This is a genomic window from Neochlamydia sp. AcF95 (assembly GCF_018342455.1).
In the GTDB taxonomy this organism is placed as follows: domain Bacteria; phylum Chlamydiota; class Chlamydiia; order Chlamydiales; family Parachlamydiaceae; genus Neochlamydia.
The window spans coordinates 1-22,500 of sequence record NZ_JAEMUC010000067.1; the positions used below are offsets into that span (position 1 = coordinate 1).

The 22,500-nt window shown below is 38.2% G+C and carries 16 protein-coding genes, 1 tRNA gene and 1 pseudogene; 15 read left to right on the forward strand and 3 right to left on the reverse strand.

Features of this window, described 5'->3' with window-relative positions:
* Nucleotides 1-424 (reverse strand): ISAs1 family transposase (locus tag NEOC95_RS07945; protein WP_213152438.1); only part of this gene is annotated, 424 nt, incomplete at its 3' end.
* 367 nt (nucleotides 425-791) lie between these two features.
* Between NEOC95_RS07945 and NEOC95_RS07950 the strand changes: the two genes are divergently transcribed.
* Complete coding sequence (locus NEOC95_RS07950) at nucleotides 792-2,159, forward strand: amino acid carrier protein (RefSeq protein ID WP_166154207.1); 1,368 nt, start codon at nucleotides 792-794, stop codon at nucleotides 2,157-2,159.
* Nucleotides 2,160-3,314: 1,155 nt separating this feature from the next.
* Entirely contained in the window at nucleotides 3,315-9,122 is a 5,808-nt protein-coding gene (locus tag NEOC95_RS07955; protein ID WP_213152439.1) for a tetratricopeptide repeat protein, read from the forward strand.
* Nucleotides 9,123-9,671: 549 nt separating this feature from the next.
* Here NEOC95_RS07955 and pgsA read toward each other — a convergent pair.
* The gene (gene pgsA / locus NEOC95_RS07960; RefSeq protein ID WP_213152440.1) at nucleotides 9,672-10,274 is read right to left on the reverse strand and encodes a CDP-diacylglycerol--glycerol-3-phosphate 3-phosphatidyltransferase; all 603 of its coding nucleotides are present in this window, start codon (nucleotides 10,272-10,274) and stop codon (nucleotides 9,672-9,674) included.
* A 108-nt stretch (nucleotides 10,275-10,382) separates the two neighbouring features.
* Nucleotides 10,383-11,894, reverse strand: a complete 1,512-nt coding sequence (gene glgA, locus NEOC95_RS07965) for a glycogen synthase GlgA (protein ID WP_213152441.1) — start codon at nucleotides 11,892-11,894, stop codon at nucleotides 10,383-10,385.
* A 552-nt stretch (nucleotides 11,895-12,446) separates the two neighbouring features.
* Here glgA and NEOC95_RS07970 point away from each other — a divergent pair.
* The 13 genes and pseudogenes from NEOC95_RS07970 to NEOC95_RS08030 all read left to right on the forward strand — a co-directional run.
* Nucleotides 12,447-12,518, forward strand: a tRNA-Gln gene (locus tag NEOC95_RS07970).
* A gap of 26 nt (nucleotides 12,519-12,544) precedes the next feature.
* Nucleotides 12,545-13,471 carry a ribose-phosphate diphosphokinase gene (locus NEOC95_RS07975; protein ID WP_166154199.1) on the forward strand — a complete coding sequence of 309 codons (927 nt, stop codon included), beginning with the start codon at nucleotides 12,545-12,547 and terminating at the stop codon, nucleotides 13,469-13,471.
* A 79-nt stretch (nucleotides 13,472-13,550) separates the two neighbouring features.
* Complete coding sequence (locus tag NEOC95_RS07980) at nucleotides 13,551-14,114, forward strand: 50S ribosomal protein L25/general stress protein Ctc (RefSeq protein ID WP_166154197.1); 564 nt, start codon at nucleotides 13,551-13,553, stop codon at nucleotides 14,112-14,114.
* A 36-nt stretch (nucleotides 14,115-14,150) separates the two neighbouring features.
* Nucleotides 14,151-14,723 (forward strand): aminoacyl-tRNA hydrolase, encoded by a 573-nt coding sequence (gene pth / locus NEOC95_RS07985; RefSeq protein WP_213152442.1) that lies wholly within the window; start codon nucleotides 14,151-14,153, stop codon nucleotides 14,721-14,723.
* A gap of 41 nt (nucleotides 14,724-14,764) precedes the next feature.
* Nucleotides 14,765-15,112 (forward strand): 30S ribosomal protein S6, encoded by a 348-nt coding sequence (gene rpsF, locus NEOC95_RS07990; RefSeq protein ID WP_039385771.1) that lies wholly within the window; start codon nucleotides 14,765-14,767, stop codon nucleotides 15,110-15,112.
* A gap of 21 nt (nucleotides 15,113-15,133) precedes the next feature.
* Nucleotides 15,134-15,382: a 30S ribosomal protein S18 gene (rpsR, locus tag NEOC95_RS07995; RefSeq protein WP_166154193.1), complete on the forward strand. Its 249-nt coding sequence runs from the start codon at nucleotides 15,134-15,136 to the stop codon at nucleotides 15,380-15,382.
* A gap of 18 nt (nucleotides 15,383-15,400) precedes the next feature.
* A complete protein-coding gene (gene rplI / locus NEOC95_RS08000; protein ID WP_213152443.1) occupies nucleotides 15,401-15,898 on the forward strand; it encodes a 50S ribosomal protein L9 in 498 nt (165 codons plus the stop codon).
* Between the two features lie 94 nt (nucleotides 15,899-15,992).
* The gene (gene ispE / locus NEOC95_RS08005) at nucleotides 15,993-16,838 is read left to right on the forward strand and encodes a 4-(cytidine 5'-diphospho)-2-C-methyl-D-erythritol kinase (RefSeq protein ID WP_213152444.1); all 846 of its coding nucleotides are present in this window, start codon (nucleotides 15,993-15,995) and stop codon (nucleotides 16,836-16,838) included.
* Nucleotides 16,839-17,065: 227 nt separating this feature from the next.
* Nucleotides 17,066-18,052: an ADP-glyceromanno-heptose 6-epimerase gene (rfaD, locus tag NEOC95_RS08010; protein ID WP_213152445.1), complete on the forward strand. Its 987-nt coding sequence runs from the start codon at nucleotides 17,066-17,068 to the stop codon at nucleotides 18,050-18,052.
* The gene (locus NEOC95_RS08015) at nucleotides 18,046-19,338 is read left to right on the forward strand and encodes a bifunctional heptose 7-phosphate kinase/heptose 1-phosphate adenyltransferase (RefSeq protein ID WP_213152446.1); all 1,293 of its coding nucleotides are present in this window, start codon (nucleotides 18,046-18,048) and stop codon (nucleotides 19,336-19,338) included. Before rfaD ends, NEOC95_RS08015 begins: the two co-directional genes overlap by 7 nt.
* Before the next feature lie 397 nt (nucleotides 19,339-19,735).
* Nucleotides 19,736-21,556: a DNA primase gene (gene dnaG / locus NEOC95_RS08020; RefSeq protein WP_249270208.1), complete on the forward strand. Its 1,821-nt coding sequence runs from the start codon at nucleotides 19,736-19,738 to the stop codon at nucleotides 21,554-21,556.
* A 189-nt stretch (nucleotides 21,557-21,745) separates the two neighbouring features.
* Nucleotides 21,746-21,991 carry a transposase gene (locus NEOC95_RS08025; protein WP_213152447.1) on the forward strand — a complete coding sequence of 82 codons (246 nt, stop codon included), beginning with the start codon at nucleotides 21,746-21,748 and terminating at the stop codon, nucleotides 21,989-21,991.
* A gap of 210 nt (nucleotides 21,992-22,201) precedes the next feature.
* A pseudogene (locus tag NEOC95_RS08030) lies at nucleotides 22,202-22,500 on the forward strand (IS5/IS1182 family transposase); the annotation flags it as partial.

A 22,500-nucleotide genomic window follows, 5' to 3' on the forward strand; every position in this document is an offset into this window, starting at 1 on the left:
GTATTAGCTTATTCTCTGCTGCAAAGGCACTAACCATGTGAATTGCTTTTCCTTCACGGGCTATATCATGCGAGCTTCTTAATGTTTTGCCATCTATAGCAATCACTCCTTTAATGGCTCCTGCAATATTTTGGGTCCATTGTACAAAACATCTTTCAAAATTCGAGGCAGATACATAGCGGAAAAATCTTCCTAAAGTATCATGCGATGGCACGCCTGCTAAGCAAATTCCATGCTCTTGCAGCCAAGGTAAATTGCAAGATGCCCATAAATGGATGGTTGCCCAATCATCTGCACCGCATAAAATCGCCAAAATGCTAATCGTAACAATATCAAACAAACTATAGATTTGGTTTCTTTGCTTCCTTGGATCTTCCAGATCCTTAAATACAGCAAAAATACTATTGGGCTTATGCGTATCCATTCATTCCTCCTTTTTAAGGAAAAGAATGATAATTATACCCCTTGCTTTGTCAACTTAAATCTTCATGCAATTTCCCTGTGTTAAAAATATGAAACTTAAAACTACAGAGGCTTTTTACAAAAAGATCCCCATGAAAAAATTCAACAGTCAAAAAGCCAGTAGTGAGTAAAGTTAGATATTTACTAACTAGCCACACGATGGCCTGTCAGAGAATGCTTCCTCCTCATCATGTCGCTGACCTCTAAAAATTTAAACGATTCAAATCAACCTTTTAAACGACTAAAAAATTCTTGACTAATACAAGATAGTAAGAATATAATAATTATTGCTCAAATAATTTTTGTAAATTTTTATAGTTTAATATCTAATGCTAGACAGTTTTTTTATTCACCTGGAACAGGTGGAAAATATTCTATGGGGATATGTAGCTGTTCCCACCATCCTTCTATTGGGAATTTTTTTAAGTTTTCAAGCGCGGTGGGTGCAGATTGTTCAGTTTCCTCGCGTGGTAAAAACGTTTTTTGGCTTTTTGTTTGTTCCGGATAAGGATAAAAGTGGTGTCCATCCTTTACAAGCCTTCTTTGCTTGTGTAGGTGGATGCGTAGGCATTGGGAATATTGTGGGAATTACTACAGCTGTGCAAATCGGAGGCCCTGGTGCTTTATTGTGGATTTGGCTCACCGCTATTGCGGGAATGATGATTAAATATAGCGAAGTATATCTAGGAATTCGCTACCGGGTTCCCAATGCCCACGGAGGGTATAATGGGGGACCCATGTATTTTTTGCAAAGGGTGTTCAAAGGCTCTTTTGTTCCCACTATTGTAGGTGGTCTTTTGTGCATTTACGGAGTGGAAGTTTATCAATTCAATGTAATCGTAAAGAGCGTGACAGCCAATGTCAATCTTTCTCCTTACCTTGTTTTGGCTATCTTATTAGCTTTAGTAATTTTTGCAGGGCAGGGAGGCGTGCGTCGAGTAGGCAATATCTCAGGAATTTCTATTCCGCTTTTCGTGTTTATTTATCTAGGCATGGGATGCTGGGTACTTATCCAAAATATCGATAGGATTCCTGAGGTTTTAAGAGCAGTTTTTAATACAGCTTTTACAGGCCACGCCGCCGTGGGAGGTTTTATTGGCAGTTCAGCCATGGGAACGATATCTCAAGGAGTCCGTCGAGGATGTTATACGGGTGATCTAGGGGTAGGCTATGCTTCTGTTATCCATAGTGAAAGCTTTGTTAAAATACCAGAAAAACAGGCCTCCCTGGTAATTTTTGATATTTTTGTGGACACCTTCATGATTTGTACCACCAGTGTTCTCATTATTTTAGTAACAGATCTATGGCATCAGCCCATTAATTCTAGTCTGCTCATTCAAACAGCTTTAGCGCAATATTTTCCTTACATGGAATGGTTTATGCCTTTGTTTTTGTTCCTGCTGGGATATTCCACTATCAATGCTTATTTTTGTGTAGGTCTTAAATGCGCTGAATATTTGCACCCAAGGAAAGGTCGTAGGTTTTACTATATCTATGCTGTAATTACTTTAGGCGCGTTTGCTTTGGTAGATACAGCACAAGCACAAACTGTCATGACGATTGCCGGAGGACTTTTACTCGTTCTAAACTGCTATGGAATTTTTAAGTTACGGCATGAGATCTCTTATAATTTCAGTTTTCTTCAAAAGGAGAAGACCGAAGGATGTTCGATAGCCGCATCGGCGGACTTAAGCTGAAAGTAGGCATAGGCACTTCTTTGAGGCTTTCAGCGCTACTAAGGCGCCAATCTAACCTTGCTCAATAGAGATTGTGCCTCTATCGCTAGATGCCTAGCTCCTTGCAAGATATCTAATAAGGTGTCTCCACAATTATTTTTTCTCCCCTTTATTCTAAATCTAGTAGTATAAATCATAGCTTGTAGAGTTGTGGATAAGTATTCATTATCTTGTAATAATCTCCGCCATGTGTTTATCTGCGTTAAGGTTCTTTCTACTACCACCTTTTCGGTAAAGTACTAAATTCTTTTTGCAAAAGAATATAAAAAACATTCAGATCTTCATTCTACAGAGGTGTTCTATCTGTGGCCTTTTTACTATTTCAACTTTTTTGCTATGTTTTAAACGATAGCTTTTAATCTCTTTTCCTTAATAACCTTGATCTACTCATATTTTTTCTAGTAATTTTCCTCGAATGAGCTCGATGTGTTCCCCTTAAGTATTCTTGAAGAGGGTAGTCATATTTTCAGATTTTCTAGGAAGCCTCGCTATAGAGAAATAATTAAACAGCGTCTTTAAAGAGAAGTATCGTGAGAAATATGGCTCTATTGGCACCCTGCACAGCTTACATAAAAGGTAGCGTCTAACCAAGCTGTTCTAGAATGTATACAAGACTTCTCTCTTTTTTCATAGGAAGCAGCCCTCCTCCTCCCTTTTTTTCTTATCGTTCAAATCTTTAGAATAGCCTCTAAGCATTAAGCTTCTCTTCTCCTTAAAAGCAGCAGCCTTGGGGCACATTCTTTATATGCTAATCAAAATTAACTGGCCTAATGTAGATTCTAACTTATGCTCACCTCAGTTTTTCCTGTTTAAAACAAATTGGTTTTTCCGCTCCTAAAATTTTTCAAAATTCTTATTATATTGAAAGGTCAATGTTTTAGAAAAACTTTCGATTTTTGAAAAAGATTAGTAAATAAGTTTTGTATTTCAAAAGTCTTTTCTAGGGCTTTTTCCTATAAAGCCAACTTCTTAATGGACTTATTTAAGGAAAAAATAGTATGAATTCCTTTTATATATCTCGTTGAAAATGATATAAAAACGACAAGTGAAAATTTTAGAAGTGCATGCAGACTGAAAAAGAAGTAAGGCTAAATTTACATAAAAGGCGGTAAGTAAATGAGTGTAAGCAATTCGGGTACAAAACCTTGTATATTCCCTGAATTCCAAAGAATACAAAATGATCCTAGTTATTCTCTAGGGGATACGGACGCCTTTATAGAAATTAGCCTAAAAATTTTTAAAAAATTGACACTTCAAGATTTATGCCAAGCGCAGCTGGTTTGTAGACAATGGAAGCAGTTAATTGGACAAACGGATGAAGCGAGCAATTTTCATTTAGAAAGCTCTAGAGTTAGCTTACCCAAAGAAAAATTGCCAACTTGTGATAAAGAAAATCGTCTTGATACTTTTCCTTTTCTTTGGGATTCGCAACAGATAGCAGCATCTTTATGGGATGATTCTTCAACTATTATTAATGAAGCAATGAGAGAAAAAGTAAATACTGCCGCTGACTATCTTAATAAGGAAGGGTTTGAATTAAAAGGTGTGCCAAGTGATGGCGACTGCTTCTTTAGTGCTTTTTTAGCAAGTTACAAACAACTTTCTAGAAAAATTCCTTTGCTAGACGAGCACAAAGATAAAATTTTTTATTTAAGACAGGTGCTTGCTGATATTGTTAAACACACAGACCGTAAAAGAGCAGAAGAAATAATAGAAAAAGGAACTTGGGTAAGCGGCTTGGGAGAAGGAGACTTATTAGCACCTGCTTTATCTATTCCTATAAGATTGGTAACAGTTAATGAAGAGCATTTGATTTGTGGCATTCATGATAGGCTGATTTTCTCAGACGCAAGCTCGCCTGAAGATTCTAGATCTTCGGAATGGGAAACTATTCCTCAAGAAGAAAGGCCTACAGAATATATTCTTATAGTGGATTTAGGGGGTCATTTCATTCATGCTCAAAAATCTTTAAGACAAAATCCTTTTTCTTTATTGAAAACAGAAGCTTCTTATGAGAGCATCGATTATTTTGATAAAATTGCTAATTATATAGAAAAAATGGTCTATCCTATCGATCAGAGCAGTAATGCTTTAACAAAAGAACAGTTAGAGAAAGCAGAAGAGATTTTTACGTTAGCTTTAAAACTTGCCGTCCGAAAGAATGATCGTATCCGAGAAGCCATTTGCATGGAAAGATTAGGGGATGTATATGTGGGTAAAGGAACACATGAAACACTTTTGCAAGGGGCAGGGCTTTATAACCAAGCTTTACGCTTAGCACCTCAGGAGCGACACAAACTTCTTAGGGATAAAATTTCTAAAGTCCATGACCTATTTGTTAGAATTTGTGAAAGCACACCTTTAAATCCTGCAGCACTAGAAAAACAATTCGAAACTAATTTACATACATTAAAAAATCTTAAAGAAGAAACACAATGTAAGCTTCAAGTTTTATCAGAAAATCCTTCTATGGAACAGGCTAGAGAGCTTCAAGGTGAGATTTCTCAACAGATAAAATTTAATTTAGGGCATCTTGCAATACAGCTTTTGCATCACTTACAATCTAAACCCTGTAAAACATCGATAAAGACCCAACAAGCTAATAATTTTACTGAGCAAGAAACATTAAAACCTCCTAGCTATTTAGTTATTCTACCTTTAAAAGTTTTTCAACAGATTTTTCTTTCTTTTAGCAGCTTGAAAAATGATGAATTAAAAAGAGTTCTTAATGCTAAGAGCTGTGCTCGTATATTTAGGCAGCACCTGCCCAGTAAGGTGCAGTTACTGAATCAGTACCAACCTCAAAAATTATTAAGCTATCTTGATAAAATTGCTGATCATTTAGAAAAGATGGTCTATTCTATCGATCAGATTAGTAATGCTTTAACAAAGCAACAGTTAAAAGAAGCAGAAGAGGCTTATACTTTAGCTTTAAAACTTGCCATTCAAAAGAAAGATTCTATCCAACAAGCCTTATATATAGAAAAACTAGGGGATGTTTATGTGGGTAAAGGAACGCATGAAACACTTCTGCAAGCGGCCGGACTTTATCGTTATGCCTTACGCTTAGCACCTCAAAAAAGGCATGAAATTCTTAGAAGGAGGCTTTTTAGGATCCATGAACTGCTTATTAGGTTATGTAATGGTAAAACGTTGCACTCGGCAGCCATGAAAAGGCAATTTGCAGCTAATGACCAAGCTGTAAAAAATCTTAGAGATGAGATAGAGGATAGCATTCAAGCTTTACCGAACAATCCACCTTTTGAAAGTATTAGAGAGCTTTATAGTAAGATTGCTCTACGGATAAAAGTTTTCTTTGGACATCTTGTAATGCAGGCCTTAAATCATATAGGGGATGAGCCGTGTGAATATGCTATGATAGGCTTTGGTTCACTAGCTAGGGAAGAGATGACGCCTTACTCCGATCTAGAGTTTGGCATTCTTATAGCAGAAGATACCCCTCTAAATAGAAAATATTTTCAGAATCTTACAAGTCTCATTCATTTAAAAGTTATCAATCTAGGAGAAACTATTCTTCCTGCTTTAAATATTCCTTGCTTAAATGCCATCAATTTTTTTGATGACATTACACCACGGGGCTTAGCTTTCGACGGAGCGGGAGTAAAAGGAAAAGGCTGTAAAACTCCTTTTGGTAATAGAGAGACTTTTGAGCTCATTCAGACTCCTGAAAAAATGGCCGAATATATTGCCCAAGCCGAAGAAGGGAAATGGTGGCATGAAAAAGAACCTCATCTTCCAATGGAGCTTTTAACCTTTACTCATCTACTGGGCAACCCTAAGTTAACCGACCAATATAGCCAAAAAATTCAAGAAAAACTTAGTGTTTCTTATCGAGAAGGTTTTAATCTTCGCCAACACTTAGCCAAGCAGCATTTAATAGTAGCTGATATGGAAAATTTTAATCCAGCAATGGATGATTTAGACAAACAAGGCATGCTTTTTAAGGTTAAAAATGATTTTTACCGCTTCCCTCATTTAGCATTAGATAGAATAGCTCTTATTAAAAAAGTAAACGCCTCAGATACATTTACTAGAATCGATCAGTTGGAAAAGCAAAGCACTTTAAAGGGGAATGCTGCTGAAAAATTAAAGGAATGGATGAGTATAGCTTTATTTATGCGCCTTAAAACTTATGCTCATTATAAAAAACAGAATGAAATGATGAATCCTCTGACTAGGCCTTTCAGATTTGATGATTCTGCTCTTATTAAAAAACAATTTGCTTTAGAGCCAGAAGCTTTAAAAAAAGTTAGAGAAATTTATCAAGTCTTTATTCCTTTTTATAAAGCCTTCAAAGCTTTTTTATTAAGCAATGAAGACGATTTTGAATTTTCTAATTTAGATGATGGCTCCCCCGAAACCCGAGGTGATATAGCTCGAAGGCTTTTTCAATTTGAGGAAGCCGAAAATTTGTATTTCTTAGCAAAAAAAAATAACCCACAAAATTCCAATGCTTTCAGCGCCCTAGGACTTATCTATAAATCTCAAGGGAAATTAGAGTTAGCTGCTGAGTACACCCAGGAAGCGCTAGAAATTGATCTTAAGCTCTTTGGTGAGAATCATCCTCATGTAGTAAGAAACTACAACAATCTAGGGCTTATCTACCAAGAACAAGGAATCTTAGATAAGGCGGTTGATTATATCGAGAAAGCTCTTACTATAGGCTCTAAGCTTTTTGGTGAGAATCATCGTCTGGTTGCAGTTTTCTATAATAATCTAGCTATCTGCTATCGCACACAAGGAATTTTAAAAAAATCCATTGAATATACTAAGCGTGCGCTCCTCATTAATACTAAAATTTTTGGTGAAAATCATATTAGCGTGGCGTTACTTTACAGTAATCTAGGCACCCTCTATCAAGCTCAAGGATTTCTAGATCGGGCTGAGGAGAAAGTCCAAAAAGCACTCAAAATAATCCTTGAGATCTTTGGCCAAAATCATTCAATAGTAGCCTCCACTTATAACAACCTAGGACTTATTTACAAGGATCAAGACATTTTGAACCAAGCTGCTGAGTATATTGATAAGGCTCTAGAAATCGATCTTAAACTTTTTGGAGAAAATTGTCCCTCAATAGCAAGATATCATAATAATCTGGGACAGATCTGCTTAGACCAAGGAGAGTTAGAAAATGCAGTTGAGTATACCAAGAAAGGACTTATAATTAATCATAAGCTTTTTGGAGAAAATTCTCCTCAAGTAGCAAATGATTATGCCAACTTAGGGCTTATCTACCAGCATCAAGGAAATCTAAAAGAGTCGGCTGAGCATGCCGAGAAAGCGCTTGCTATTAGACTTAATCTATTTGGTGAAAACCATACTAGCGTGTCGCTACTTTATAATAATTTGGGCCTTATCTACCAAGACCAAGGCTATTTTGGCTGGGCCACTGATTATATTAAAAAGGCACTTGCTATTGACCTTAAACTTTTTGGTGAAAAGAATCCTCAAGTGGCATGCCTTTACAATAATCTAGGGCAAATTCACAAAAAACAAGGAAATTTTGAGAAAGCCATTAAGTATATCAATCTAGCGCTGAACATTGAACTTAAGCTTTTTGGGAAAACTCATTCTAATGTGGCAAGCCGTTATAATAATTTGGGAATGATCTACAAGGAACAAGGTAATTTAGAAAAAGCATCTGAGCTGATTACTGAAGCGCTTATCATTAATTTTAAGCTTTTTGGGGAAAATCATCCAAGTATCGCGATTACTTACAATAATTTGGGACAAATTAGTCAAGCCCAAGGAAATTTAGATGAAGCTGTTGGCCATACACTAAAAGCCTTAGCCATTGATCGCAAAAGATTCGGTGAAGTTCATTTTACTGTGGCCAGAGATTACAATAACCTAGGAACAATTTATAAAGAACAAGGAAAGTTAGATAAGGCTTTAGGTTATGTTCATAAGGCGCTTGATATTGATCGCGAGATCTTTGGTGAAAATCATCCAGATGTATTAAGAGACTATAACAATTTAGGGCTTATCTATCAAGATCAAGGCAACTTAAAGGAAGCTATTAAGTATAGCAAGCAAACCCTTAGGATGGCTCTTCGACTTTTTGATAATGCTAATCCTCAAGTGGCAATTTTTTATAATAATATGGCAACTGTCTACTTAAAACTAGGAAAGTTTAATAAAGCGGCAGATTACAGTAAGAAAGCGCTTGCTACCAACCTTGCCCTGTTTGGTGAAAATCATCCTAGTGTGGCAATTATTTACAATAATTTAGGAGCAATTTACCAAAAACAAGGCGATTTAGAGCAGGCGGTAGAGCTTACCAAGAAAGCGCTTGATATTGATCGCAAGATCTTTGGTGAAATTCATCCTAATATGTTAAGGGCCTTCAATAATCTTGGGCAAATTTTTAAAATGCAAGGAAAACTTGATATAGCGGCAGAGTATATCAAGAAAGCGATTGCTATTGAGTTTGAGCTTTTTGGTGAAAATCGTCCTACTATGGCAGGCCTTTATAACAATCTGGGAACACTCTATCAAGAACAAGGAAATTTAAAGCAAGCAATAAAATATAGCAAGAAAGCCCTCGTCATTGAGCGCAAACTTCTTGGTGAAATCCATTTTGATGTCTCGAGAGATTATAAAGATTTAGCCAACCTCTATAAAAACCAAGGAAAATTAAATAAAGCAATAGAGCATACAGAAAAAGCCCTTGCCATTGATCTTAACCTCTTTGGCGAAAGCTCTCACACGGTGGCAAATCTTTATTCCAACTTGGCACAGCTCTACACTCTCCAAGGAAATCAAAAACGCATGATTGAGTGTTCTTTTAAAGCCAGTGAACTTCTTACTAAAATTTTGGGTGAAAATCATCCTGCTGCAGTTATGTTAAATAATACATGCAAGACACTTTTATTATTGTTAGGTAGTAATGCCCAAAGCTAAATAATTATCCAGTATTGTATTCATCTAGGAGTGGAGGCTAAAGAAACCGAATCGAATGGGGAGGATTAAGATAGAGGGGAAAAAGTAGGCAGTCGCAGGGAGGGACTATTTAAGATCATGATGTTAAAAAAGATAATGTAAATCAGAAAGTGCGGTATTTAGAAAAGATAGGTATTTGCAAGCATTTTTGCCTTTGCAGATACTCGTAAAATCACCTTTAAACCCTAAGCCTATCCAGTGATTGCTTACATTAATAGAGAGGCAAAAGTATGATTTCTTGAAGAATGGACAATTTTGTTGAGCAACCTCTTAAGGCTAGTATTTTGTTTCATTGATTGGCGATACCCTTCTATCTTTCACCCTTTTTAGTCGGTGTCATGATTTAGACCTTTAATCACAAGGAGAAAATGTGGGAAAAACTCTCTTTTTCTGAAGATCTTTATGATTAAAGCGGGGAGGAACGCTAGCACTTGAAGATCATTAATAGTCCTCTTAGGTTTACGTATGAACGGCTAGCAGATGGGTAATCTTCTAAGAATTAATGAGAGCTTAAGGTTTAGCTGGGTGCAATGACAATAGCTTGGCAATGTATTGTCTATTGGCATACACATAGTCTACTCCAGAATAAGCAGTATAAATTCCTGCTATACCTACCACCCATGTACATATGTATTGTAGATCAGGGCTGGATAAATAGCCTAAGGAATGAGGAATCATAAGGATTAATACAATTAAAGCAGCCATCGCTTGAATGCCTGCTTTAATTTTCCCGCTGGTACGCGCTGCTAAAGCAAACCCTTTAAGTGCACAAATGGTTCGAAGTGTGCTAACTACAGAATCACGATAGACAAAGATAAAAATTAAAGCTAAGGGCAATCTGACAGGCTCTGCGGTAAATGTTAAAAAGTAAGAGAGACGCGCAATGCTATCAGCCATAGGATCTAGTATTTTTCCAAAATCGGTTACTTGGTTATATTTGCGCGCCAAATAGCCATCAAAGGCATCTGATAATTCACTAACGCCCAGCAAAAAAAGTAAAACATAGGGTAAAACAGATGGATTAATTTCTAAATAATCATGGTGAAGATAGACTAAAAGAAAAATGGGGCTGATAAAAATGCGAATAAAGGTAAAGTAATTAGCTATACTCAAGAAGTGACCTACAATTTAAAGGATTTTAGCTTAACTTTTACAAAACTTTAGATTTATTTTCTCTAAAAAAAGATCAACTTGTAAATTTCCCTTTATAAAGGGGGTTTTTTAGCTTCTTTTTTCAGTGGTTAGGATGCTCTGATAGATGTTTAAATATTCATCAGAAGGACTATTCCAGCTGAAATCTGTGTTCATTGCACGAATCATAAGTTGGCGCCAGCGGTCGGGATGATGAAACCAACATTCAAAAGCTCTATCTAAAGCTGACTCAATTCCTTTAGCATCAGGGTATTCGAAAACATATCCATTTGTTTTTTCAATAGTTTTTCCAGAATAATCTACATCCCAAATCGTATCTGCTAACCCTCCAGTCTTACGCACAATAGGGATAGCCCCGTATTTAAGGGCAATCATCTGCGTTAAGCCACAGGGTTCAAATAAAGAAGGTACAATAAACATATCTGAAGCGGCATAGATCAGATGCGCCAGTTCTTCGCTGTGATGTAAAATTAGGCGTACGTGAGGGTGCTCATGAAAATGGCGATTAAGCTGTTGAAATTCGGCGTTAATGCCCTCGATAGGGCTAGATCCTAGTAACAAAAATTGCCCTTTTTTTTCTAAAGTATAATGAAGAGCGTGTTTAATAAGCTCGATGCCTTTTTGAGGAACCAAACGCGCAATACAGCCTACAATCGGACGATGTTCTTCGGCTAAAAATAAGCGTTCTCTTAAGAAATTTTTTATGTAAGCTTTTTTATCTAGCGTATGGCGATCTTTTTTGCTTGCCGGTGCTTCTCGAGAGGAATAATGTGTAGGAAGATAACGATCGATCTCCGGATTCCAGTAGGAATAATCAATCCCATTCAAAATACCTTTAAATTTGCTTTGATATTTAGATAATGTTTTATCTAAACCGCGCCCTCCTAGAGGTGTTAGTACTTCTTTTGCATAATTAGGTGAGACGGTGGTGATATGATCTGCATAAATGATCGCTCCTTTTACTAGGTTGATAGCCTCTTTATATTGAGCATCTTGCATTATGTCTGGGAGAAGATAATGCGAGCCCTTTAATCCTATATTATCAAGATTACTACTCGAACAATGTCCTTGATATTCGATATTGTGGATAGTAAAAACGATTTTAGCCTCTTTAGCGCCCTGAAGTCGATAAAGTTCATGATAGAGAGGGGCAATTACAGCTGTTTGCCAATCATGCAAGTGAATGATATGAGGAGATAGCCTTTCCTTTTCTATAAACTCTAAAGCTGCTCGTGAAAAATAAAGATAGCGTTCCATATCATCTTCGCAGCCATAAAAACAACCGCGGTGAAAAAAATGGGCGGGATGATGAGGCTCAATGAAATAGACTTTAAGATTTTCTACCCATCCCTTCCAGATGGTATTGCGATGCCAAGTTCCTTTATAAAAAGAGAGAAGAGAATCATTATAGATAGCAAAATCGCGGATGCTTTCTGTATCCATGCAATCATATTTGGGAATGATAAGGTCAATATCATGTCCCTTCCATGAAAGTTCTCTGCTTAAGCCTAGTAAGACATCTCCTAACCCGCCAACTTTGGCAATAGGAGCTAGTTCAGAGGCAATATTGATAATATGCATAAATGTGTAAGAGGCTCGTTTTATCTAGTTAAAATTTTTTTCCTCATCATAGAGACAAGCCTAAAAAAAATACACAAAATCTCTTGAAAGCTTTTTATGTAGCCTTTGTATCTGATCATTAAAGCATTACTCTATAACATTTTTTTCACGTTTTGAAGTTTTGGAACGAAGACGAAGAATAGGGAAATTTTTTTGCAGATTCTACTATAGTTTTTTTGACTAAGGAGTGGTAAACCCTCAATCGCACAAAAGCTAGGCAAATAAAAATAAATAAAAAAAGCTTAGGCGTTTTTATGGATTAAATAAGGCTTGGAGGAGGCTTTTTAAATAAGAGGAAAGAGAATAATCATGCTTGCTCATGCATGTGACGTAAGGGTAAGGTAGCTTATAGAGCTCTACTTAAACTTTGAAACCGGCAAATAAAAATTTAAGAGAACCTGTTAGAGGGCTTTGAAGCTAGAAAATAAATAAAAAAACTAAAAGGTATTTGCCAAAAATCTTCCATTCCTGTAGCATATCAAACTTGATTATCGCGTTAAACAGTAATTGCACTGGGGTGTCGCCAAGCGGTAAGGCAGCGGTTTTTGGTACCGCCATGCGGAGGTTCGAATCCTTCCACCCCAAATCTAGTAAGTAGATAAATAGGTTAAATGATACCCACAGCTCCTAACTTTGTAGTCTTTGCTGGTACTTCTCATCCTGAACTATCCAAAGAAGTAGCAAAAGACTTAAAAGTTAAGCTAGGTAAGATTAGCATTCAACGTTTTCCTGACCAGGAAATTTTTCTGGAAGTTTTGGAGGATGTTAGCAATAAAGATGTGTATGTCATCCAGTCATTAGCTTTTGCGCCCAATGAGTATTTAATGGAGCTCTTGATTATGGTAGACGCGCTGAAAAGAGCTTCAGCACGCCGCATCACAGCCGTTATTCCTTATTATGGGTATTGCCGGCAAGACCGTCAGGATAAGCCGCAGGTGCCTATTACTGCTAAGCTTGTCGCCGATCTTTTGCAAAAAGCGGGTGTTGCTTGCATAATTGCTGCAGATTTGCATGCAGGCCAAGTGCAGGGGTTTTTTGATATCCCTGTAATCAACCTCCAGTGCATGCCTCTTTTAGTAAAAGCTTTCAGAAAATTTGAGACTGATAAGTTAGTTGTTGTAACACCCGATGTGGGTAGCATCAAATTAGGGCGTGATTATGCTAATCATCTAAATGTTGGGTTTGCTGTTGTTAATAAACAAAGACTTAAAGCTGGTGAAGTGGAAGCTTTACAAGTGATAGGTGATGTTAAAGGAAAAGATGTACTTCTCGCTGATGATATGTGCTCCACAGGAGAAACATTAACATCAGCTGCGAAAGCGTGCCGAGAGAAGGGTGCTAAAAGAATTTGGGCGTCTATGACGCATGGTTTGTTTGTAGGGGAAGCTCTACCGCTTATCAACCAAAGTTGTATTGAAGCACTGATAACGACAAATACTGTCCCCTTCCAGGGTCTTGCAGAAAAAACCACAAAAAATGTGCATGTTGCCTCTGCAGCGCCTCTCTTTGCTCGAGCTATACTAAATCTCGCTACTTAAGAAGACATCCATAAAATTTAATCAATATTTAAAAAGAGTATGCTTTTGAATTTAATACTCTTATTCTATCGGAGGCTACATGAAGCTAAACGTTACTAAAAGAACTGCAGGAAAGAAGAGTAGCTCCAAGCAACTTCGCCGTGCAGGTCAAGTTCCTGCTATTATTTATAAGCGTGGAAATGAACAAGCAGACAATATAGCGCTGAACATCAGCGAGTTTAATGCTCTCGGTCGACAAGTTCAACCAGGACGGCTATCAACAAATATTTTTACCTTGGTAGATGAAAACGGCCAAGAACGACGCGCATTGCTCAAAGAGATCCAATATCATGTAACCAGATATGATGTGCTTCATCTGGATTTTGAAGAATTGGTAGACGATGTACAAGTCAATGTAAAAGTGCCTATTGAATGCACAGGGGTAGTAGATTGCGTAGGCATTAAATTAGGGGGCGTCTTACGTCAAGTCATTCGCTACTTAAAAGTACGCTGCTTGCCCAAAGATATACCATCCGCTTTTGTTTTAGATATAAAGAATATGAATCAGCGAGAAACTCGTCGCTTGGTCGATTTGAATATCCCTGAAAGCATTAGACCTTTGGCTGATCTTAACGAAGTGGCAGTAGCTATAGTTAAACGTTAATCACTCTTAATAGACAAGGATAGTAAGTCATTCAGCATGCATCGCCTCTTTGTAGGACTAGGGAATCCAGGTAAAAAATATGAGCTAACAAGGCACAACATTGGATTTATGGTTTTACAAGAGTGGGCTTTAAACCTGGGAGTGCCCTTTAAAGAAAAGCCTCAGTTGCAGGGTTGGATAGCTAAAACTGCTTGGAACGAAACGACAATACATCTATTGATGCCCACCACTTATATGAATGGAAGTGGTCAAGCAGTGCGCCGATATATGGATTATGTGAAGTTAGTACCAGATAACCTTGTTGTCATTGTGGATGATGTGGCTTTACCATATGGACACATGCGCCTAAGGACAGAAGGGGGAGCTGGTGGACACAATGGTTTAAAAAGCATAGAAGCCTATCTAGGTACGCAAAAGTATGCTAGGTTAAGGATGGGGATAGGGGACCATGGAAGCGGTAGCCTAGCTAACTATGTGCTGGATAATTTCACCCCTGAAGAGCAAAAAGTTCTTCCCACTTATGTCAAGCAAGCTGTTGATGTACTTAAGCAGCTAATAAATGAAAGCATCACTGAGGTGATGAAAACAGTTAATAAACAGCCTCAATAGAGGCTTGGAAGACCTAAATTTATACTGGTCAGGAGAAAACAATGAGTCAAAAACCTAAGAACCTTTACGAAGGAATGTATATCATCAGCGCTACCTTAAGTGATGATGCTCGTCACAAAGCGCTCGATAGAATTCAAAAAGGAATTACAGAGCGTGAAGGGTCGATTTTAAAAATTCACGATCAGGGTCGCCGCCGGCTGGCCTATGAAATTGATGGACATCGTGAAGGGCACTATTTCGTGATTTATTTTGAAGTAATTCCCGCCGCTATTTCTGAGCTTTGGCAGGAATATCATCTTAACGAAGACCTCGTCCGCTTTATCACACTCCAAGCGGATAAAGTTATGGAAAAAATTGAATTTAAACCTTTATTGGAAGAAAGCGCATAAGGAGCACAGATTATGAGAAATATGGGTCAAAGGTTCTCTGAGCCAGGCGATTTCCGTTCGAAGAAACGTAAACGTTGTCCATTTATAGCTGCTGGTATTAAACATATCGACTATAAAGATATTAATACTCTCTCTCGCTTTATTACCGAAAGAGGTAAAATACTGCCAAGGCGCATTACAGGCGTTTCTGCATATTATCAGAAACATCTGACAAACGCGATTAAAAGAGCACGTCACATGGCCCTATTGCCTTTTGTGGCAGAAGTTTAAAATTGAGGAGAACTAAATATGGCAAATAAATTGCTGTTGCTCAAGGACATCGAAGCGCTGGGGCGTAGTGGAGATATTGTTGGGGTTAAACCAGGCTACGCACGTAATTTCTTACTGCCGCAAGGAATGGCAGTTGTTGCAGATAAGAAGGCTTTGCGCATGCAAGCTCGTCTGCAGGAGGAACGTCAGAAAAAAGCGGCTCTTGATCGTCAAGAATCCGATGAGCTTGCCACTAAGCTGGAAGGTCAGAATATTACTACAATCGTTAAGGTAGATCATGAAGGACATATGTATGGTTCTGTAAGTACTGGAGATATTGCTGAGCTTTTGGAACAGCAGATGTCAATCACTTTGGACAAACGTAGCCTTCAACTCAAGCATGCTATTAAGGTAACCGGCGTGCATAAAATTAGCGTAAAGCTTAAAGAAGGTGTTCAAGCTTCTTTTAGTTTAACCATTGAACCTGAAGGTAAAGCTGCTCTTCCTAAGGAAGAAAGCGTTACAAAGTCTAAGTAAATTTAAGGTCTCTTGTAAACTGTTTTTACAAGAGACTTTTTGCTCTATTAAATATCTATTTTAAAATAGCAATAAGCCTTAAAACATTACTCCTATGCTTACTCTTTTAGCGCCTGCTAAAATTAATCTTTTTTTAAAGGTTCTAAATCATCGCTCAGATGGATACCATAATCTTGCTTCCCTTATTCAAACGATTAATCTTCATGATACCCTTCATTTTGCTCTAGGAAGCCAAGATGTGCTCATGTGTGAACATCCTAGCCTTTCTAAAGATTCTTCCAATTTAATTACAGCAGCTACACATCTTTTTAGGAAGAAAACGGGCTTAAATTTTGGTTTAAAGGTCGTTTTAGAAAAGAATATTCCCATGCAATCAGGGCTAGGAGGTGGCAGTAGCAATGCCGCAACCACGCTATGGGCTCTCAATCAATTGCATGGCTTTCCTGTTCCTCTAGAGCAGCTAATAGAATGGTCGAGTGAAATAGGATCCGATGTTCCTTTTTTTCTATCTCAAGGAACAGCTTACTGCACAGGAAGAGGTGAAGTACTTCGTTTCTTAAATCCCTTACCTCTTCAGCGCTTGTGGATAGCCAAACCTTACGAAGGATTATCTACTCCTCTGGTATTTAAGCAACTCGATGTGACTAAAATATCTTCCTATGACCCAGAAGTAGTGCTACAAAGCTTTTTTTCTAATCAGCCTTTTTATTTTAACGATTTAGAAGGACCTGCTTTTGAACTAAACCCTTATTTAAAAACAGTTAAAGAAGAGCTGCTACGAAGTGGATATGAGACCGTCTCAATGACTGGCAGTGGAACAGCTTTTTATTGTTTGGGCCGTGTTGCTCCTCCCATCATTCCACAAGTTACCTTTTATCCTGCCACTTTCATCAACCGTCCTGCAGACAGATGGTACCCTTTTGATTCTGCGCGCGATTAAATTGAGCTATTGATAGAATGTAAGGCTATTGAGGCATTAATTAAGTGAGTGAAGGTTTTTTAATCTGTTCCTAGCTTTGCTAATATTTGCCTATTTGAATTTTAAGAAAACAATTAAATTCTATCCATAAATAATGGCCTACTCAAGAGGTGGGGAAGGAGCAAATTTAGCTTGGACAGAGAGAATCATCTGGGTAAAAATTTTTAATCCTTTAAATAAGATTTCCTATGAAAGCATTTAGTGAGCAGTACATTATCATCACCGGAGGCGCTGGCTTTATTGGCTCGGGCGTAGTACGGCATTTAAATGATCGAGGAATCTCTAATTTGATTCTCGTCGATGATCTAGGCGTTTCTGAGAAATGGAAAAATCTAGTGGGCAAATGTTTTATAGACATTTTGGATAAAAGTCAGTTGTTAACATGGATGGTAGGGCGCGAAGATGCCATTAAAGCTTTTATTCATTTAGGAGCCTGCAGTAGCACTTTAGAAAGGGATGCCAGCTATCTTTTGGAAAATAACTACCGCTATAGTGTTAAGCTAGCTGAATATGCGTTAACCCATGGCCAACGCTTTATCTATGCTTCTTCGGCTGCAACTTATGGGGATGGCACGCAAGGATTTTTAGATAATGAAAATCTATTAGAGAGCCTGCAACCGCTTAATATGTATGGCTATTCTAAGCATCTTTTTGACTTATGGTTAAAAAATCAGAAAGTCTTGAATAAGGTGGTAGGTTTAAAGTATTTTAATGTTTTTGGACCCAATGAAAATCACAAAGGTCAGATGGCTTCAGCCATTGTGCGCCTGTTGCCTGCGGCCCGACATGAAAATGTCGTGCGGCTTTTCAAATCTTCTGAGCCCAGTAAATATCCTGATGGGGGACAAAAACGCGATTTTGTCTATATTAAAGATGTGGCTCGCATGACTTGCGCTTTTCTTTTTAACAAAGTCAATGGAATTTATAATATCGGTTCAGGAAATGCTAGTACTTGGAATGAATTAGCTGCTTCTGTTTTTAAGGCTATCCATAAGCCTGTTAAGATAGAATATGTAAATATGCCTGAGGAGCTGGTAGGTAAATACCAGAATTATACATGTGCTGATATGACAAAAACCCGCCAAGCTCTTCAAGAGCAGGCCGCTTCCCTACCTTTAGAGGCTGCTGTGGAAGATTACATCTGTAACTACTTAATTCCCGGGAAAACATGGTAAGGTTGACAGGTCCTTTTAGCAGGCTAGGGGTGTGTAAAGTCCTGGTAGCTGGTGATCTCATGTTAGATACTTATACGATAGGAAAGGCCCTGCGTATTTCTCCTGAAGCTCCTGTAGCTATTATCCATGTACAGCACGAGGAAAACCGTCCAGGGGGAGCAGGAAATGTCATGCTCAACCTGATATCTTTAGGGGCGGAGGTAGTAGCTATTGGCCGGGTCGGTAATGATGTTTATGGGCAAGCTTTAAAAGAGCTGCTCTCCCACGAGAAAATCGATGTCAAAGGGATTATTACGCAATCGAGCTACTTTACCCCTGTTAAAAATCGTATCATTGCTGAAAATCAGCAAGTGGTGCGCGTAGACCATGAAAAATTCATGAATTTGGAAGAGCAGCTTGAGCAACAAATCATTGATCATCTGCCAGTTCTTTTTCAAGGGGTGCAGGTGGTGGCCTTATCGGATTACGGAAAAGGATTTTTAACTAACACTTTACTTACCGCTATCATTGAATATGCTAAAGAGCTGAGTATACCAGTGATCACCGACCCTAAAGGAAGGGATTTTGCTAAGTATATCGGCACGACCATGATTAAGCCGAATCTAACAGAAGCTTATGCTGCTGCCAATTTATCCTTAGCCACTCCTCTTGAAACAGTTGCTGAGAAGCTTCTCCATCAAATAGAAGCAGAGGTGCTCCTCATCACTCGCTCTGAGGCAGGAATTTCTATTTTTGAGAGAAAAGGAGAGCGTCAAGATTTCCCTGTGCGCGTACATGAAGTCAAAGATGTGACGGGTGCAGGTGATACTGTTTTAGCTATGTTGGCCTATGCAATTGCCAACAAGCTTACCTTAGCGGAAGCCGCTCAATTAGCGAACGTAGCCGCTGGAATTGCTATTGAGCATTTAGGCTGTGCGCGCGTGACACTCAAGCAGTTAGCTAGCCGTCTGCTAAAATATGATGGAGAAAATAAGGTATTTGATGAAGAGCATATCTTTGCATTACAGCAAGCTCTAAAGGGACAAAAAATCACCATCATCAACGTGTCTGGAGCGGAAGGCTTAACTCCTACTATCTTCCAGGCGATTAGGAAGATTGCTCATCAAGATCATCTAAAGTTGCTTGTCTATATTCGTGATGAAAAGCCTTCAGAGGACTTTATCAATATTTTAGCTTCTTTACAAGAAGTAGAGTTTATTATTTTAGCCACGAGCAGCTTAAATAACTTCTGCCAACTGCTTAAGCCACAAGAACTTCATCTGATTGAGAATGTATATGTAGGCTAAACAGACAAGGGGTTAAATCTTACTCTGTTTTACAGCTAGGGCATCTTTCTTACCATCTGCCTGGCATTTTAAAGCCTATTGTAAAACAGTATAGAGATAGGTAGAATCTTAAGTTAACAAATAAAGAGCATTAGAACATTGACCATTTAAGGGCTTTTGCTCTGCCTAGGCTCCAAATTTAGCATAAATTAAATAAATTTAGCCATTGACCTGCATTCCATCATGAATAACAAAGGTGCTCCACGTTGTGAAAAGGAAGATTTTAGTAAATTCTATATTCATTAAGCTAATCCCCTTAACGTAGTTTTTTACTATCCCTCATAATTAAGAAACAAAATCTATTTGCTAATTCTCTCATTTCTTATTTGCTTGCTAGAGAAAAATTTATTGAGTAAAATTGGCGCTAACCCTTGTTCTTCATATATTATCCATGCCACTCTTCACTAAAGAAAGCCTTGAAAATCTCCGTCAAAGAATAGACCTTGTCGATGTTTTGAATGCCCATCTCGATCTTAAGCGGGCTGGGGCCGCCTATAAAGGGCTATGCCCCTTCCACGATGAAAAAACCCCCTCCTTTATGATTCAGCGGGGAGACACCCATTATCATTGCTTTGGCTGTGGAGCGCATGGCGACGCCATACAGTTTTTGATGGCGCATCTTAAAATGAGTTTTTCTGAGGCCGTTGAAAGTTTAGCTGAGCGTTTTCATGTGCCTTTAGAAGTTATGGAAGAGGCCGACTCTAATAAAGGCCCTAGTAAGACTCTCTTAAAAGAAGCTCTTGAGCAGGCTTGCCGTTTTTACCATTTCTATCTTCTTCATACTCAGGAAGGGCATGAAGTGTTACATTACTTATATAAAAGGGGACTGGATCTTGATTTTATTAGACGTTTTCAGATTGGGTTAGCTCCTAAAGTTCCGGGCCATTTTCGCCAAGTTATGCATGCAAAGTATATCAAAGATGAAATTTTACGCACGGTTGGACTGATAGCAGAAGGTAAGGAGGGCCGCTGGCGTGATTTTTTTTCGGATAGAATTACTTTTCCTATTCGCGATGCGGCAGGAGCAGTGATTGGATTTTCTGCTCGAAAATATAAGGAGCAAACTTTTGGGGGTAAGTATATTAATACCCCCGAAACTACTCTTTTTAAAAAATCTCGCGTTCTTTTTGGATTAAATTATTGCCGTAGACGCCTTGCTAAAGAAGGTAGAGTAATCATTGTAGAAGGCCAAATTGATGCATTGCGCCTGATCCAAGAAGGCTTTAACTTTACAGTTGCCGGGCAAGGTACCGCTTTTGGAGAGGGACATGCCAAAGAACTATTGATGCTAGGCATAAATTTAGTTTATTTAGCATTGGATGGAGATAGTGCAGGACAAGAGGCGAGTGTAAAAATTGGAGATCTTTTCCAGCGCGAAGGGGTAGAAGTCCGAATGGCTCAGATGCCTAAAGGATTGGATCCCGATGTTTTTCTACGGGAAAAAGGACCTGAAGCTTTTTTGAAGCTACTGGAAACAAGTTCTGATTATTTAGATTTTCTTGTTAAGCATTACTCCCAGCAGTATGATTTACGCTCACCTGCTGCTAAGCATCAGTGCATTGAGAGAATTGCCAAGCAAATACGCCAATGGGACCAGCCTGTATTAGTGCAAGAAAGCTTACGTAAGTTAGCTCATTTGATGCAAGTTCCTGAAAATACACTCTTACTTGAGCAAATTCATACGCCTAATTTGTATATTAAAAAAGCAGCAAATATTGGATTACAGACTATTGATCCGGATCGTATTCTAGAAATGGACTTGCTGCGTTGGCTGCTCATGATGCCAGAGGAACGTGCCCGTCTTTTAAAAATTGCCCAAGAAAATCTAAAGCCCTCAGATTTTCGTGTGCCTATCTGTCAAAAAATGTATTTAGCCTTATTGGATGCATGCCAAAAGAATGAATTCATTGATGTCATTTCTCTTATTTTAAAAATAGATGATTTAGAAAGCCAATTGATAATCTCTGATCTGCTTGAAAAGAAAATTAATAAGGAGAAAGCCGAATTTAATTTTGTGGAAACTCTGCAAAAGATTTTAACGCGGAATTGGATGGGTACTTGCGAACTTGTTAAAATGAAAATTCAGAGTGGTCAATGTACAGATGATGAAGTCTTGGAATTAGTCAAAGAATATAATACGCTTAGAAAAAGCCTTCCTAAAATTAATGTTTCTCTGTAAGGAATGTCTTTTTGGCATTGTTACCTCCTTCTTAAAAGAAAGGGATAATTATAAATCTATGTAGTCGGGCATGATTTAAAGGGTGTTTCATGCTTGAACAATATTTTGAGAGCATTTTTTCTCCCAAATTGCTATAATTTGTTTGCGCCTAAATCATTATAAAGCTCTTAATTTCTTGCAAAGCTGACTATGAAACCAATCAAGCTAGATAACCAACAAGGCCGTCTTTTTAACCCCCGCTTTAGCGATGAACTAAATCTAGATCATCCTCTTATCCAGCTATCCAAATTGATTGAATGGAAGCAGTTGGAAGAAGAATTTGATAAGCTGTTTGTTGAAAAGATAGGGCAACCAGCCAAACCTGCCAAGCTAGTTGTAGGGCTCTTTATCTTGCAGCATATGTATGGGCTTTCGGATGTAAATGTGGTGCATTGATGGGTAGAAAATCCTTATTGGCAATACTTTTGTGGGTATGAATTTTGGCATCATGCGCTGCCTATCCATCCTACTTCTTTAATTAAATGGAGGTATAGATTAGGCGAAGCTGGACTTAGCAAGATTTTACAAGGGACGATTGCAGCAGCTGTTTTGACAGGCGCAGTGAAAAAAAGAAGCCTTAAAAAAGTCATTGCCGATATAACCGTAATGCCTAAAGCTATCGCCTTTCCTACCGATGCTAAACTTCACTTTAAGTCTATTCAAGCGCTTGTAAAAATGGCCGATAATTACAAAATCGCTTTGCGACAAACCTATAAGAAGCTAGCTAAAACAGCTTTGTGCATGCGTGCTCGCTATACCCATGCTCGTCAAATGAAAAGAGCTAAAAGGGAAGAAAAAAGGCTGCATACTTATTTGGGAAGAGTAATACGGGATTTTGAGAGAAAGATAGAAGGACAAAAGTTAGATCAAGAAGGCTCCTTTCTTTTAGACACTATTAAACGTAT